13 protein-coding genes, 2 tRNA genes and 2 rRNA genes are annotated in these 14171 nt (G+C 27.8%); 13 read left to right on the top strand and 4 right to left on the bottom strand.

The genetic code is table 11. The annotated features are described in order from the left end of the window. The 3 genes from AC4FQV_RS07080 to AC4FQV_RS07070 all read left to right on the top strand — a co-directional run. Window positions 1–73: ribosomal RNA gene (locus AC4FQV_RS07080) — 23S ribosomal RNA — on the top strand; the annotation flags it as partial. 52 nt (window positions 74–125) lie between these two features. Further along, a 5S ribosomal RNA gene (rrf, locus tag AC4FQV_RS07075) occupies window positions 126–243 on the top strand. An 11-nt stretch (window positions 244–254) separates the two neighbouring features. Then, window positions 255–330 (top strand) — tRNA-Phe (locus AC4FQV_RS07070). A 33-nt stretch (window positions 331–363) separates the two neighbouring features. On the opposite strand, the gene bcp is transcribed toward AC4FQV_RS07070, so the two are convergent. Next, window positions 364–831, bottom strand: coding sequence for a thioredoxin-dependent thiol peroxidase (gene bcp, locus AC4FQV_RS07065; protein ID WP_491139757.1), 468 nt, complete (start codon window positions 829–831; stop codon window positions 364–366). A 305-nt stretch (window positions 832–1136) separates the two neighbouring features. Here bcp and AC4FQV_RS07060 point away from each other — a divergent pair, with 305 nt between their 5' ends. The 7 genes from AC4FQV_RS07060 (at window position 1137) to AC4FQV_RS07030 (ending at window position 9476) form a co-directional block, all read left to right on the top strand. After that, window positions 1137–1883, top strand: a complete 747-nt coding sequence (locus AC4FQV_RS07060; RefSeq protein ID WP_491139756.1) for a peptidylprolyl isomerase — start codon at window positions 1137–1139, stop codon at window positions 1881–1883. Between the two features lie 297 nt (window positions 1884–2180). Next, window positions 2181–3002, top strand: a complete 822-nt coding sequence (locus AC4FQV_RS07055; RefSeq protein ID WP_491139755.1) for an ABC transporter permease — start codon at window positions 2181–2183, stop codon at window positions 3000–3002. Between the two features lie 18 nt (window positions 3003–3020). Further along, window positions 3021–4193 (top strand): ABC transporter ATP-binding protein, encoded by a 1173-nt coding sequence (locus tag AC4FQV_RS07050; protein ID WP_491139754.1) that lies wholly within the window; start codon window positions 3021–3023, stop codon window positions 4191–4193. A 13-nt stretch (window positions 4194–4206) separates the two neighbouring features. Next, the gene (locus tag AC4FQV_RS07045; protein ID WP_491139753.1) at window positions 4207–5490 is read left to right on the top strand and encodes a glycosyltransferase; all 1284 of its coding nucleotides are present in this window, start codon (window positions 4207–4209) and stop codon (window positions 5488–5490) included. Between the two features lie 18 nt (window positions 5491–5508). After that, window positions 5509–6744 (top strand): glycosyltransferase, encoded by a 1236-nt coding sequence (locus AC4FQV_RS07040; protein ID WP_491165182.1) that lies wholly within the window; start codon window positions 5509–5511, stop codon window positions 6742–6744. 13 nt (window positions 6745–6757) lie between these two features. Further along, complete coding sequence (locus AC4FQV_RS07035) at window positions 6758–7939, top strand: ABC transporter ATP-binding protein (RefSeq protein WP_491165181.1); 1182 nt, start codon at window positions 6758–6760, stop codon at window positions 7937–7939. A 109-nt stretch (window positions 7940–8048) separates the two neighbouring features. Beyond that, on the top strand, window positions 8049–9476 hold the full coding sequence (locus AC4FQV_RS07030; RefSeq protein ID WP_491139749.1) for a glycosyltransferase: 1428 nt from the start codon (window positions 8049–8051) through the stop codon (window positions 9474–9476). Between the two features lie 50 nt (window positions 9477–9526). Here the strand turns inward: AC4FQV_RS07030 and AC4FQV_RS07025 are convergent, their stop codons facing one another. Next, window positions 9527–10180 (bottom strand): HAD family hydrolase, encoded by a 654-nt coding sequence (locus AC4FQV_RS07025; RefSeq protein WP_491139747.1) that lies wholly within the window; start codon window positions 10178–10180, stop codon window positions 9527–9529. 85 nt (window positions 10181–10265) lie between these two features. Continuing rightward, window positions 10266–11615 (bottom strand): [Fe-Fe] hydrogenase large subunit C-terminal domain-containing protein, encoded by a 1350-nt coding sequence (locus tag AC4FQV_RS07020; RefSeq protein ID WP_491165180.1) that lies wholly within the window; start codon window positions 11613–11615, stop codon window positions 10266–10268. Between the two features lie 236 nt (window positions 11616–11851). Between AC4FQV_RS07020 and AC4FQV_RS07015 the strand changes: the two genes are divergently transcribed. Then, window positions 11852–11980 (top strand): hypothetical protein, encoded by a 129-nt coding sequence (locus tag AC4FQV_RS07015; protein ID WP_491165179.1) that lies wholly within the window; start codon window positions 11852–11854, stop codon window positions 11978–11980. 63 nt (window positions 11981–12043) lie between these two features. Here the strand turns inward: AC4FQV_RS07015 and AC4FQV_RS07010 are convergent. Continuing rightward, window positions 12044–12119, bottom strand: a tRNA-Pro gene (locus AC4FQV_RS07010). Window positions 12120–12282: 163 nt separating this feature from the next. Between AC4FQV_RS07010 and AC4FQV_RS07005 the strand changes: the two genes are divergently transcribed. Both AC4FQV_RS07005 and AC4FQV_RS07000 read left to right on the top strand, forming a co-directional pair. Further along, window positions 12283–12573 (top strand): hypothetical protein, encoded by a 291-nt coding sequence (locus AC4FQV_RS07005; protein WP_491139744.1) that lies wholly within the window; start codon window positions 12283–12285, stop codon window positions 12571–12573. A 184-nt stretch (window positions 12574–12757) separates the two neighbouring features. Continuing rightward, complete coding sequence (locus AC4FQV_RS07000) at window positions 12758–14068, top strand: C40 family peptidase (RefSeq protein ID WP_491139743.1); 1311 nt, start codon at window positions 12758–12760, stop codon at window positions 14066–14068. Window positions 14069–14171: the final 103 nt, after the last annotated feature.

The raw sequence follows: 14171 nt of genomic DNA, 5'->3' as shown, positions 1-14171 counted from the left end.
GTTGATAGGTCGGAGGTGTAAGCATGGTAACATGTTCAGCTGACCGATACTAATAGATCGAGGGCTTGACCAAATATAGTAAATTAAATATGTGCAATTTTGAAAGAACAAAGTTCTTTTAAACATCTGGTGATGATGTTCTTTAGGGTAACACCCGTTCCCATTCCGAACACGACGGTTAAGCCTATAGAAGCCGATGGTACTGCACGGGAGACTGTGTGGGAGAGTAGGTGGTCGCCAGGTTTTTATTTTATGGCTCGATAGCTCAGTCGGTAGAGCAGAGGACTGAAAATCCTCGTGTCGCTGGTTCGATTCCTGCTCGAGCCACCAAAAGCTTAGTGAATATTCACTAAGCTTTTTTTATTAGTTTAATTCTTTTAATTTTTCTAAAATCTTTTCTACATGACCTTTAACTCTTACTTTTCTAAATTCTGCTATTAATATTCCATCTTTATTTATTAGGAAAGTACTTCTTTCTACACCCATATATTTTTTTCCATACATATTTTTTTCTTTTATTACATCATACAATTGACATACTTCTTCCTTAGGGTCGCTAAGTAATGTAAATGGAAGAGAAAGTTTGTTAATAAATTTATCGTGAGAACTTAAAGAATCTTTAGAAACACCTAAAACTATAGTATCTAACTCATTAAATTTATTAATATTATCTCTAAAGTCGCAAGCTTCAGTAGTACAACCTGGAGTGTTGTCTTTAGGATAAAAATAAAGGATTATATTTTTCCCTCTATAGTCTTTTAAAGAATGTTCTTTATTGTCTGACCCCATAAGCTTAAAATCTGGAGCTAATTTGTTTATTTCAATTGCCATAAAAATCCTCCTTAATATAAATGATAAATATTTAGCATGAATATTTAATTAAATATATTATATAATAGTAATTATTAATTATCAATAAATAAGGATATATTATTATATCAAATAGTACTTACTTATTATTAAAAATTAACTCTATTAATAGTAAAAATTTTTAATTAAATATTTGAGAGTTTTTTAATGAACTATAAAGTTATATTATATATTAGGAAAATACTCAGAATTTCTTTTTAATTCCTTAAATGTATGTTAATATATGAAGTATAGAAAAAACTTTAATTAAAAAGGAGATAATACATATGGAAAAGAAAGTTTTAGCAACAGTTGGAAACACAGAAATAACTTCAGACTATATAGATGAGATAATAGCAAGATACCCAGCACAACAACAAGCTATGCTTGCAAGTGAAGAAGGTAGAAGACAAGTTTTAGAGCAAGCAATTGCTTTTGAATTAATGTCAGAGTTTGCAAAAGAAACTGGTTTAGATAAAACAGAAGAATTTAAAGATCAATTAAATAAGTTTACAAAAGAATTATTAGCTCAAATGGTAATGCATAAGACTTTATCTTCAGTTACTGTTACAGATGAAGAAGCAAAAGCTTTTTATGAAGAACATAAAGATAGATTTGTAGAGTTAGAAACTGTAACAGCTAAGCATATCTTAGTTCCTTCAGAAGAAGAAGCTAAGAAAGTTGAAGAAGAAATAGCTTCAGGAAGCATATCTTTTGAAGATGCTGCAAATAAATATTCAAGCTGTCCTTCAAAAGAGCAAGGTGGTAACTTAGGCTCATTCTCAAAGGGAATGATGGTTCCAGAATTTGAAGATGCTGCATTTAATTTAGAGTTAGGAGTAGTTAGTGCTCCAGTTAAAACTCAATTTGGATATCACTTAATAAAGGTTGAAGATAAATCAGAAGCTAAGACTAAGTCTTTTGAAGAAGTTAAAGATCAAGTTGTTAATATGTTAATTCAAGAAAGACAACAAAAGAAATATTTAGAATTAATAAAAGAATTAAGAGATAAATATGGAGTTAAATTAGCTTAATTTAAAAGTTTTTAAAAGTTAGATGCAATTTTGCATCTAACTTTTTTTGTGTATTAAATATAAGAAATGTTAATAATAAAATTGATTACAATAAATATTTGTATTTTTATATGCTTATATTTTGAAGAATTTTTTTAAATATAAATTATTTTTTTAAAAGAAATATTAATTTATAAGAAAAGTAGTAAATTAACTTTATATTTTGTCATTTTGTAAGACAAAAGTATAAATATTAATAGAGTATTTGTGGTATAATTAGGTTTAGTTATTTTACAAAAAAATAGATTATAAGCAGAGGTGAACAACTTGAAGGATTGGCTTGAGATTGAGAAAAGTATTTTTTCTCATTGGAGAATGATATTTAGCATATCCAAGAAAGAATTTAAAAAAGAGTTTGCTGGTTCTAAGTTAGGAATGGCATGGGCTATAATTAGACCCCTAGCTATGATAACTGTTTTCTGGATGATATTCTCGACAGGAATGAGAACAACTAGCTCAAATGTACAGGTTAATTACTTAGTATGGCTAGTATCAGCGTACATACCATGGATATTTATTTCAGACGTAATTATGTCAGGTGCAGGTTCCATAAGGGTTAACTCCTTTTTGGTTAAGAAGGTTAAATTCCCTGTAGAAATATTACCTACCATTAGGATAGTAATTAGTTTTTACACATTTTTAATTTTGTTAGTAATAAGTTTTATAATATTTGCCATAAATGGTAACTTAGATTTAATAAACATACCTAAACTTATTTATGCAATAATAATAACTGTAATATTTTTAGCGGCCTTATCTAGATTATTAGCTACATGGGTAGTTATGTCTATTGATATATTACATGGAATATCTGTATTTATGCAATTTTTATTTTGGATGTGTCCTGTTATGTGGCAAGCTGGAGAATTACCTGTTGGAGCTAGTATGCCTTGGATTGAAAAAATATTAAAATTAAATCCATTATATTATTTAGCTGTTTTGTTTAGAGATGCATATTTAGGTACACATACAGTAGGAGTAGCATATGGAATTTATTTCTGGGTAGTTACTATACTATTATTCATATTTGGCTCTAAAGTATTTAAGAAATTTAGACCAGAATTTGATGATGTTTTATAAAAAAGAGAGGTACAGAATATGTCTGTTGCTATAAGAGTTAAAGATTTGACCAAAAAATATAAACTATATCAGAAAAGAGCTGAAAAAATAGGAAATATTTTTGGTAGAGAAAAGAATATAAAGGAATTTTATGCATTAAAAGGAGTTTCCTTTGAAATAAATAAGGGAGAGTGTGTTGGTATTATCGGTCACAATGGGGCCGGTAAATCAACACTTTTAAAATTGCTAACAGGAGTTGCTTTTCCTACTTCAGGCGAAATTGAGATAAATGGTAGATTGGCTTCTATGTTAGAATTAGGTTCAGGATTTAATCCGGAGCTTACAGGTATGGAAAATATTTATTTTAATGGAAGTTTAAATGGTTTAACAAAAGAAGAAATAGATGTAAAATTAAAGGATATACTTGACTTTGCAGACATTGGTAAGTTTATAGAGCAACCTGTAAAGAATTATTCAAGCGGTATGTTTGCTAGATTAGCATTTGCAGTAGCTATTAATGTAGACCCTGACATACTTATAGTTGATGAAATTTTATCAGTTGGTGATGTAGGGTTTCAAGTTAAGTGTATGGAGAAATTTAATGAGTTTAAGAAAAAGGGAAAAACTATACTTTATGTTTCACATGGGCTTGGAACTGTTAAGAAGTTCTGTGATAGAGCAATTTGGTTACAAAAAGGTAAGGTTGTAGATGATGGTAATTCAGTAATTGTAGTAGAAAGATACTATAATCTTAATTTTAACCCTGCAAATATAGAACAGTTAAAAGACCATAAAAGCGACATAATAAATAGTATAAAAATCACATCTAATGTTAAGAAGGTAAAATATCTTGAAAAAATAGATTTAGATGTTAATTATGAGATTATTTCAAATAAGTTGAAAGAACCTAACATAGTTTTAGAGTTTAGAAAAACAGATTATGAACCAGGAACAACTAGAGGAAATGATCAGTTTGTTTGTGGTATAAATAGTAAAGACCATATGAAAAATCTTCCTTTTAATTTAGGATTAAATAAAATAAATGTTTCATTAAACAGAATTAATTTAGTTGCAGGAGTTTACTATATTGATTTTGTCTTAAGAGATGGAGAGGAAGAAGTTTATAGAAAAATAAATGCGTATAGTTTTACTTTGAATGATAAGTATAGAGGGGAAGGATTCCTTATACTTGGACATTCTTGGGGTAAGTAATCGGAGGAATAGTATGAGCGTAGTTAGAATTGCTAGGAGAACCACGGAAGTTCTTAGAGAAGATGGGTTAGTTGAAGTAATGAAAAGAGTTTTAAGATATATAAAAAGACGTCTTAGAACTAAATTAGATAATAATGCTATAACTTATAGAAAAAATTATGAAGAGGGTAATGCCATATTTCATGATATTTTAAAAAATGAAAAATTTAAAGCTATAGTTGTTTTTGATTCAAGAGTTGGATGGAATATACCTTTATTTCAACGTTCACAACATATGGCTAATGAGCTTACAGATGATGGATATCTTTACTTTTATAGAACATCAGAACAGTTTGACCCACATATAAAAACTGTTGAGAAGCTTAAAGATAGACTTTATTTAGTTAACATGGCTAATTTTGCTTGGCAAAATGCTATGTTTGACCTTTTAAAAGAATATAAAGGTCATAAGTTTTTATCTCTTTACTCAACAGATGTTTATCTAGATGAGGAATATATAAAAGAAAAGTACACAAATAATGGATTTAAGATAATTTATGAGTATATAGATGAACTTTCTGATGAAATATCAGGTCATTTACCTGATTTTGTTTATGATAGACACAAACATATTATAGAAGATAAAACTAATATTGCTGTAGGTTCAGCAGATAAGCTTATAGAGGAAATTGAAGAAATTAGAGGAAATGAAAATGTTGCAATGATAACAAATGGGGTTCAATATGACCATTGGCAATATAGAAGTGATGAGGTTCCTGATAAGCTTAAAGAAATAGTAAACAAGGGAAATCCTATAATAGGATATTTTGGTGCTTTAGCAAAATGGTTTGATTATGAGCTTATTAAAAAAGTTGCTAAGGAAAGACCAAATTATGAAATAGTATTAATAGGATTTTTATATGATAATAGTTTTAAGGATAGTCAAGTTGAAGAAATTGAAAATGTTCATTATTTAGGTATTGTTGACTATAAAGAACTAAATAGATATTCACAGTACTTTACAGTATCAACTATCCCATTCTTATTAAATGATATAACAGAATCTACAAGTCCTGTTAAACTTTTTGAGTATATGGCAATGGGTCATCCTATAGTTACTACGGATATGAGAGAGTGTAGAAAATATAAATCCGTATTAATTGGAAAGAGTCATGAAGACTTCATAGAAAAATTAGACTTTGCACTAACTCTTGATAAAGAAGATGAATACTATAGTTATCTAAAAGAAGAAGCTTTAGAAAATACTTGGAAAGAAAAAGCTGCTATATTAGATAGATTAATAGATAAAAATATTTAATAATGAGAGGGTAATAGTATGAGTTTAAAAAGAAATATAAAAAATTTATTAAGACCTGTATTAAAGCCAATGTTACTTAAATACAGAGAAAAAGGACATGAAGACCAAAAGCAAATATTCTTTGATGAAATAACTGGGGCTATAAAAAATGGCAATTATGATGCTATAGTTATTTTTGATGTTTATTTTGGCTTCGAGGTTAAGATGTTTCAAAGACCTCAGCATATAGCTTTAAATTTAGCTAAGGAGAATGTTTTATATTTTTATAAAGCTTCACCTTATGTTGACAAGGATATTCAAACCTATAAAAAGATGGAGGAAAATCTTTATTTAGTTAATACAGATTTATATTGGCTACAAGAATGTTTAATAGATATAGTGTCTCAAAGTGGAGTTCCTGCCTTTGGTCAAATATATTCAACTTCCTTTGTTGAGTATGACAGTTGGTTAAAGAAATTTACAGATAGAAACTTTAAGATAATATATGAATATGTTGATGATTTATCAGATGATATTGCAGGCTTTAAAATATCAGATGAAATTAAAGCAAGTCATAAGAGAATGCTTAGTGATACAGAAAAAGTTTATGTGGTAACTACAGCAGATAAGCTTTATAAAGAGGCTAAAGAGATTAGAGGAGAAAATAAATTAGCTCTTGTAACAAATGGAGTACAATATGAGCATTTTGCTAATATTGACTGTACTAAGGTTCCAGATAAGATGAAAAATATCCTTAATAAGAAAAAAAAGATAATAGGATATTTTGGGGCTTTAGCTAGCTGGTTTGATTATGACCTTATAAAAGAACTTTCAAAAGAGTTTAAAGATGATTACGAAATAGTTTTAATAGGAATAGATTACGATGAATCTTTAGGAAAAAGTGGAATATTAAAATTAGATAATGTTCATTATTTAGGAACTGTTAATTATAATGAGCTTCCAACTTACTCTAAATTCTTTAATGTTTCAATAATTCCTTTTGTGGTAAATGAAATAACAGAAGCTACTTCACCAGTAAAATTATTTGAATATATGGCTTTAGGAAAACCTATAGTTACAACAGCTTTACCAGAGTGTAGAAAGTATAAATCACCTTTAGTTAGTGATTCACATGAGGATTTTATAAATAATATTAAAAAAGCTAGTGAATTAGAAAATTCTAAAGAATATATAGAACTTCTTAGAAAAGAAGGAAATCAAAATACATGGAGACAAAAGGCAAAAGACATTAAGGAGCTTATACTAAACTCTTAATGGAGGAGAAGTAATGGAAAAGGCAATAGAAGTAAAAAATCTCTGTAAAAATTACAGAGTTTATGACTCAAAGTCAAGTAGAATAAAAAGCATAATAAATCCTTTTGCAAAAAAAGAGGTTAAGGAGTTTAAGGCCCTACAGGATGTTTCTTTTTATGTTGATAGAGGAGAAATAGTAGGTATTATAGGTAATAATGGAGCAGGTAAATCTACTTTACTTAAAATATTAACAGGAGTTTCTTTTCCCTCATCAGGAGAAGTTAATGTTAATGGAAGAGTTTCTTCTTTATTAGAATTAGGTACTGGATTTAATCCAGAGCTTACAGGAGAGGAAAATATATATTTTAATGGAAGCCTTATGGGATTAACTAAAGAAGAGGTTGATAATGTTAAAGATAATATAATAGAATTTGCAGATATAGGAGAGTTTATAAATCAACCAGTAAAAAGTTACTCTAGTGGTATGTATGCTAGATTAGCCTTCGCTGTTGCTATAAACATTAATCCTGATATACTTATTGTAGATGAGATATTATCTGTAGGAGATGTTGGTTTCCAAAAAAAATGTATGGATAAATTTAATGAATTTAAGGAAGCTGGGAAAACTGTTCTTTATGTATCTCATGGTCTTGAAACTGTTCAAACCTTTTGTGAAAGGGCTATTTGGCTTGAAAAAGGGCGTGTTGTTGATATTGGCCCTTCTTTTGACATAGTAGAAAAGTATTATGATAAACTTATGAAAAGTGGAGATAAGGAAGAAGTTGAGGTAGGAAAATTCGTAGAGCTTATTAATGTAGAAATAAAAAATAAGAAAAAGTTTTATGAAAAAGGTGATTCTATAGATCTTTCTATTGAATATGAAGTTTTTAATCCTTCTGTTAAAAATGCTGGTATTACAATTGAAATGAGAAGAGCTTATAGAGAGCCTTGTGAATATAGAAATGCAGACCAATTTATTTTTTCTGTAAATAGTAATGTAGATGAGTTTTCTATACCTTGGAAAAAAGGAAAAAACAAAATCACTTTTAAAATTGATTCTTTAGATGTTAAAGAAGGAATTTATTACTTAGATGCTATATTTTCAGAAAGTCAAAATCTAGTTGCATTAGAAACACAAGAAAATGTAGTTTCTTTTGAAGTTAAAAATGAAGGAGAATCTGAAGGTTTTATATTCTTAGATTCAACTTGGAAATAAAGAATAGAGGATATGACCATAAAAATGGATTATATCCTCTTTTGTGTATTAATTATAAGACAAATGTTAAAATTTATAATATTAAAGGCTTATTATAAGGAGAATTTTTATGAGTAATATTTTTGAAACAATGTTAAAAAAAGATATTAATGATTTTACTTATGAGGAAAAAAGAGAATTAAATCTTTTTCTTATAGAAAAATTAAATCTTAATGAACTTATAAATTCTAAAATGAAGCTTACTAAGGAAATAGACGAGAATGGAGAAGAAAAGTCTTATTATAAAAATGAAATAACAGAGGAGGATATATTATCAGGAAAATTTAATGAAATATGTTCTAAAGCTTCTAAATATATTGAAGATGCAATAAGTTCAATATTATTTGAAACACAGTTTAACTGTTTTTATGAAAAGATAAAAAGCATATTAGAAATAGAAGATTTCGAAGAAATTGTAGTTTTTCATGGTTCCTTTGGATGGAATATAGAGATGAAACAAAGACCTCAACATTTAGCAGAAGCCCTTAGTAATAAAAAAATCTTATATATATATAGAAGTGATTCTAAAAATGATGATATATATTCTATAAAAAAGATAAAAGATAACTTATATGTTTTAAATTTAGATTTATATAGCTTAAACGTAGCTTTTTTTGAGGCTATAAAGGATATCAATAAAGCTAAATTTGTACATGTCTATGCAACTTGCTTGAATTTTGTTGATTACGAAAAGATAAAATCTTATATGGATAAGGGCTTTAAGGTTATATATGATTTTGTTGATGAACTATCTAGTGAAATAAGTGGTTATAGTATAACTGACAAAATGATTGAGGACCATAAAAAGCTTTTAAGAGATACTAAAAATGTATTAGTACTTTCAACAGCAAAAAAATTAAAAGATATTGTAGATGATTTTAGAGGACAGGATGAAAATAATATTTTAGTTCCTAATGCTGTTAATTTAGAGGATTTTAACAAAAAATATACTGTTGGTGAAAAAATTAAACCTATATTAAGAAAAAGAAGACATATAATAGGTTATTATGGAGCCTTAGCTAAATGGTTTGATTATGATTTAATTGAAAAATTAGCAAAGGAAAGAGAAAAGTATGAAATAGTTTTAATAGGGATGAATTATGATGGTTCCTATGATAATAGTAATTTAAAAAATTATGAGAATATATCTTATCTTGGAATGATTGATTATGACGATTTAATAAATTACTCAAAGCATTTTGACGTATGTATGGTTCCTTTTATAAAAAATGATATAACTGATTCAACATCACCTTTGAAAATTTTTGAATATATGGCTTTAGAAAAACCTATAGTTACAACAGATATAAATGAATGCAAAAATTATGAGTCTTGTATAGTTTCTAAGAATTCTGATGAATTTTTATTAAATATTGATAAGGCTTTAAAGCTAAAAAGAAGACATAGAAGCTATTTTAATATTTTAAGAAGCGAAGCTAAAGAAAACACATGGAGTAGCAGAGCAAATGAAATTAAAGAAGCTATAAAAAAAATATAAAAAAAGCTCAATTTTAATTGAGCTTTTTTTCTTTAAATTATGTACTTTACTTAATTTATAAGTAAATCTTTAAAGGAATCTATGTATTCATGTACTAGTTCTTTTATTTGAGATTTTTCTTCTTCAGATACTGTATGTTCTTCTACAGCGAAAACCTTCATGCCAGCACTAAGAGCACCTTTAACAGCAGGAAGGATATCTTCAAATACTGCACATTCTTTAGGTTCTAAGCCTAATCTTTCAGCAGCTAATAGATAAACATCAGGAAAATCCTTTCCTCTAGGAACTTCTCCTGTAATTGTTATAGAATCAAATAGGTGAAATATATCATTTTCTTTTAAACAAACCTCTAATAAAGGATATGAATTACTAGTTGCTAATCCTATTTTTATATTTGATTTTTTCAGTTGCTCAAGAAATTCTCTTGCACCAGATTTAAGTTTTATATTATTTTTATATTCTACATAAGCCATATCATGCCATGTTTTCATTATTTCTTCTTCAGAACTTTCAATATTAAATCTTTTTTTAAAGTATTTAGCAACCTCTTTAAAGCCTAAATGTGTAATTTCTTCTTTTAAGTTTTTAGGCACTTCTAATCCAAGATTATTTAAATAATCCTCATCAATTTTAGCCCAAACATCCATAGAATCGACTAATGTTCCATCTAGGTCAAAAATAACTCCTTTTATATTTTTAAGCATTTATTGCCTCACCCCCAAAATACAGTTTAACATATAAATGCTAATTAAGTTAAGAAGAAATATTTTTAACTAATTAGGTAGCTTTTTAAAATTCTCTTTCAAAAATAGATATTTTTTCTTTATCTTCAAAGTCTTTTAAGGATTTTATTCCAATTCTTAATAAAACTTCATCCATTATAGGACTATGAGTGGAAATTTTAATAGGTGATTTTTTAGCAAGTTTTTCTACAGCTTCTTTTCCTAAAGATGAATCAATAATTCTTTTAGGACCACCAACACATCCACCAATGCATCCCATACCTTCTATAAAATTAGCTTTTACTTCTTTATTTTGTACCTTTTTTAAAAGTTCTTTACACTCTTTAACTCCATTTCCTTGTACTGCTTTAAATATTTTTCCTTTAGAAGGATAAAGCTCCTCTACAACTTCTTGTATAGCTTTAGATACTCCACCAGTTTTAGCATAAATTCTTCCTCCCTTTGAGGCATATTCTATAGAAGGAATACCTTTTAAATTTTTAGGTTCTATCTTTAAAGCTTCAAATAGCACTTTTACTTCCTCGAAGGTTAAAACAAAATCTATGGCTCCTAGTAAATCTTCTTCTTTAGCTTCAGCTTTTTTAGCTATACATGGGCCTATAAATACTACTTTACTTTTAGGGTTTAGTTTTTTTATAACTCTACCCATAGCTATCATTGGTGAAACTGAAGGAGACACATCTTTAACTAAATCATTATAAGATTTTCTTAAAAGTGCTACCCATATAGGACAACAGCAAGAAGTAATTAGTATATCTCCATTTTTTTCTACATGACGATTAAATTCAAGAGCTTCTTTTATAGATAACATATCAGCTGCAAAGGCAACTTCAATCATGTCTGAAAACCCTACCTTTATAAAGGCTTCTCTTAGCATATCTAAAGATACATCTTCTCCAAATTGGCCAATAATAGCTGGTGCTACAATAGCAATAACAGGTTTGTTATTTTTAATTAATTCAAGAAGAGGGAGAAGTTCTACTTTATCTAAAAAGTGTCCATTTTCACAAAAATCAACACAAATACCACAGTTTTCACATAAATCTTTGTCTATATATTTACTATTATCTATAGGGTCAACTAGTATAGCATCAAAAGGACAGAGGCTTTTGCAATCTCCTGTGCAATCTTTTGAGCATTTTCCTTTTAAAAAGGATATTTTATCATTTAAATTATTTTTGATTTCATAAGAGGTTATAGCCTTTTTTATTTCATAAGGAGAAGTTTTAGATACATTGTTTAAAGAAATTCCACATAAAGAGCAGATAACTTTTAATCCTTCTTCTTTATTTGAAAAATTTTCATTTAGTATATTTTCTAATTTTTCCTCAAAGGAATCTTCATTGTAGTAGGAATAAATAAGTTCGTTAAGTAAATTTTTATATTTTTTGTGCATAATAAATTAAATCATCATAAATTAAAATTTTTATAGATGATTCTCTCCTTTCTATTTATTTTTCTTTTGATTAAGTTTTTATAGGTAGAAAATTTATAGAATTTTAGGAAAATAATTTTTATAAAGTTATTATGTACAAATTTTAAAAATGTATTATTAATTGAATAATGAAAAAGAAATTTGGAAAGCATTTAATAATAAGTTATAGATTATAAAAGGAGAGTATAGTAAAGATTATGATTTTTATAATAGCTATTTCAATATTATACCTTTTTTATTTTTCTTTATTTAAAATGGCTTCAAAAGAAGATATATATTTAAAGGAAGCTTTTGAAAGGTATATTAATGAAGAAAATAAAAGATAAGTATCTTTCATATAATAAAGAAAGATTTTTATAAAAAAAAGGAATTGCTTTTGCAATTCCTTTTGGTCGGGGTGACAGGGATCGAACCTGCGACCTCATGGTCCCAAACCACGCGCGCTCCCATCTGCGCCACACCCCGGCGACATTTATTATTATATGAGAAAAAAATATTATTGTCAACAAAAAAATAAAAAAAATTTATAATATATATTTATAATATATAAAATTATAATATTTCATATTTTGCTATGGATGTTATAATGTTATTTAGAATTTAAAATTAAGATGATGAGGTGAAACTAATGAAAATAAGTTCAATTATTATTTTAGCAGCTAGTTTTTTATTAATAGTTGTAGGGATAATATTATTTGCAAACAAAAAGAGATTTGAAGGAGAAAATCAAAAAGGTAAATATAGTGCAAAATACATACAATGTAATGCTATAGGAAATATTCTTATAGGACTTGCAGGAACTATTTTAGGGGTTATAGATAATTTTGTTAGTGGAAATTCTATAAAAATTATCTTTGTTATAATCTTGATTGGAGGTTCTATAATACAAAGAATTATTGGAAATAAAATCTCAAAATAGGATAAATATGGTATAAAAAGTTAAAAAAGTGTAAAAATAGTGAAAAAAATATATTTATTTAACAAAAAAATGACAAAATTATATTGTTACAAAAAGGTTTCAAATGATATAATGTATAGGTGTAAAACTTTTAACATAGGGGAGGGATGAGTTCCTATTTTTCATTAAATGGGGGCAAGTAGATATGAAGAAAAAAATAATTTCAACAGTTCTTGCTGCTACAATGGCATTTGGAGTAGGACAAAGTGTATTCGCAACTCCACTTACAGATGATCAAAAGCAACAAATGGAACAAAGTCAAGATAAATATGCAGATATAAATAGTAAGATAAGAGAGTTAGAAGATAAAATAGATGGATTAACAGAAAAGATAGAACCTTTATTTTTCCAAGTAGAGAAAAATAAAGAGGAGATTGCTAAGACAAAGGAATCGATTTCAACTGTTAAGGTTCAAATTGATGAATCAAAGCAAAAGATAGAAAAACAACAAGAAGTTTTAGGTCAAAGAATAAGAGCAACATATAAAAGTGGTGGACAAGCGACTTATTTAACAGCTTTATTAGATTCTAATGGAATAGGAGACTTTTTATCAAAAGTCCAAGCTATAAGTAGAGTTATGGGCATGGATAAACAAGTAATTGACCAATTAACTTCAGAAAAGGATAAACTTGATAGTCAAGTTAAAGAATTAGAAGATAAAACTAAAGAGTTAAATGACCTTAACTCAGAAACTCAAACTAAGATAGATGAATTAAACAAAATGAAAGCAGAGCAAGAAGTTGCTATAAAAGATATGAAAGCAGAGCAAGAGAAGGTTGTTGGAGAATTAGCTCCATTAGAGAAAAAATTAATAGAACCTTGGACTGCTAAGATAAATGAAAATAGTTCAATAACTGATTTAAATCAAGCTGTTACAGCTTTAACTGGATTAAGAAATCAAATAAAAACTCCAGAAGTAGATGCAGAGGCTGCTCAAGCTATAGAAAAAGCTAAGGATTTAATTGAAACTAAGAAATCACAGGAAACTGTAAGTAGTGCACCTAATAGAGGAGGAGATGTAAATGCATCTTCAAGCCAATCAAGCAGTAGCAGTAATAGTGGTAGTAGCAGTTCTTCATCAAATAGTGGAACAACAGTAGCACCACCAAGTTCAGGAGCTGCTTCAGCTGTAGTATCTTATGCATATCAATTCATAGGAAAACCATATGTATATGGTGCTGTAGGTCCTGATGCCTTTGACTGTTCAGGATTTACTAGCTATGTATATAGACATGCAGTAGGTAAGGAAATTACTAGAACTACTTACTCACAAATAACTCAAGGTAGACCTGTATCTAGAGATCAGTTACAACCTGGAGATTTAGTATTTACTAATGGAGTGGGTCATGTTGGAATATATGTAGGAGATGGACAAATGATTCATGCTGCTAGACCAGGTGTTGGTGTAATAGTAGGACCTATATATAATTATTCATCAGCTAGAAGAATATTATAATTAGATTGTTTATGCCAAATAGCTATTTAAGCTATTTGGCATTTTTTAATTTTTCGATTAAGTATATAATATAAAATAGAAGATTAAATATATTATAAATATT

The sequence above is a fragment of the Clostridium sp. TJA038 genome (assembly GCF_058310255.1).
The sequence above is the reverse complement of the archived record's forward strand: the minus strand, read 5'-3'. Positions and strand labels throughout refer to the sequence as shown.

Coding starts and splice junctions, on each gene's coding strand:
- AC4FQV_RS07000 (WP_491139743.1), top strand. CDS start 12,758: ATGAAGAAAAAAATAATTTCAACAGTTCTTGCTGCTACAATGGCATTT.
- AC4FQV_RS07030 (WP_491139749.1), top strand. CDS start 8,049: ATGAGTAATATTTTTGAAACAATGTTAAAAAAAGATATTAATGATTTT.
- AC4FQV_RS07040 (WP_491165182.1), top strand. CDS start 5,509: ATGAGTTTAAAAAGAAATATAAAAAATTTATTAAGACCTGTATTAAAG.
- AC4FQV_RS07005 (WP_491139744.1), top strand. CDS start 12,283: ATGAAAATAAGTTCAATTATTATTTTAGCAGCTAGTTTTTTATTAATA.
- AC4FQV_RS07060 (WP_491139756.1), top strand. CDS start 1,137: ATGGAAAAGAAAGTTTTAGCAACAGTTGGAAACACAGAAATAACTTCA.
- AC4FQV_RS07045 (WP_491139753.1), top strand. CDS start 4,207: ATGAGCGTAGTTAGAATTGCTAGGAGAACCACGGAAGTTCTTAGAGAA.
- AC4FQV_RS07050 (WP_491139754.1), top strand. CDS start 3,021: ATGTCTGTTGCTATAAGAGTTAAAGATTTGACCAAAAAATATAAACTA.
- bcp (WP_491139757.1), bottom strand. CDS start 831: ATGGCAATTGAAATAAACAAATTAGCTCCAGATTTTAAGCTTATGGGG.
- AC4FQV_RS07020 (WP_491165180.1), bottom strand. CDS start 11,615: ATGCACAAAAAATATAAAAATTTACTTAACGAACTTATTTATTCCTAC.
- AC4FQV_RS07015 (WP_491165179.1), top strand. CDS start 11,852: ATGATTTTTATAATAGCTATTTCAATATTATACCTTTTTTATTTTTCT.
- AC4FQV_RS07035 (WP_491165181.1), top strand. CDS start 6,758: ATGGAAAAGGCAATAGAAGTAAAAAATCTCTGTAAAAATTACAGAGTT.
- AC4FQV_RS07025 (WP_491139747.1), bottom strand. CDS start 10,180: ATGCTTAAAAATATAAAAGGAGTTATTTTTGACCTAGATGGAACATTA.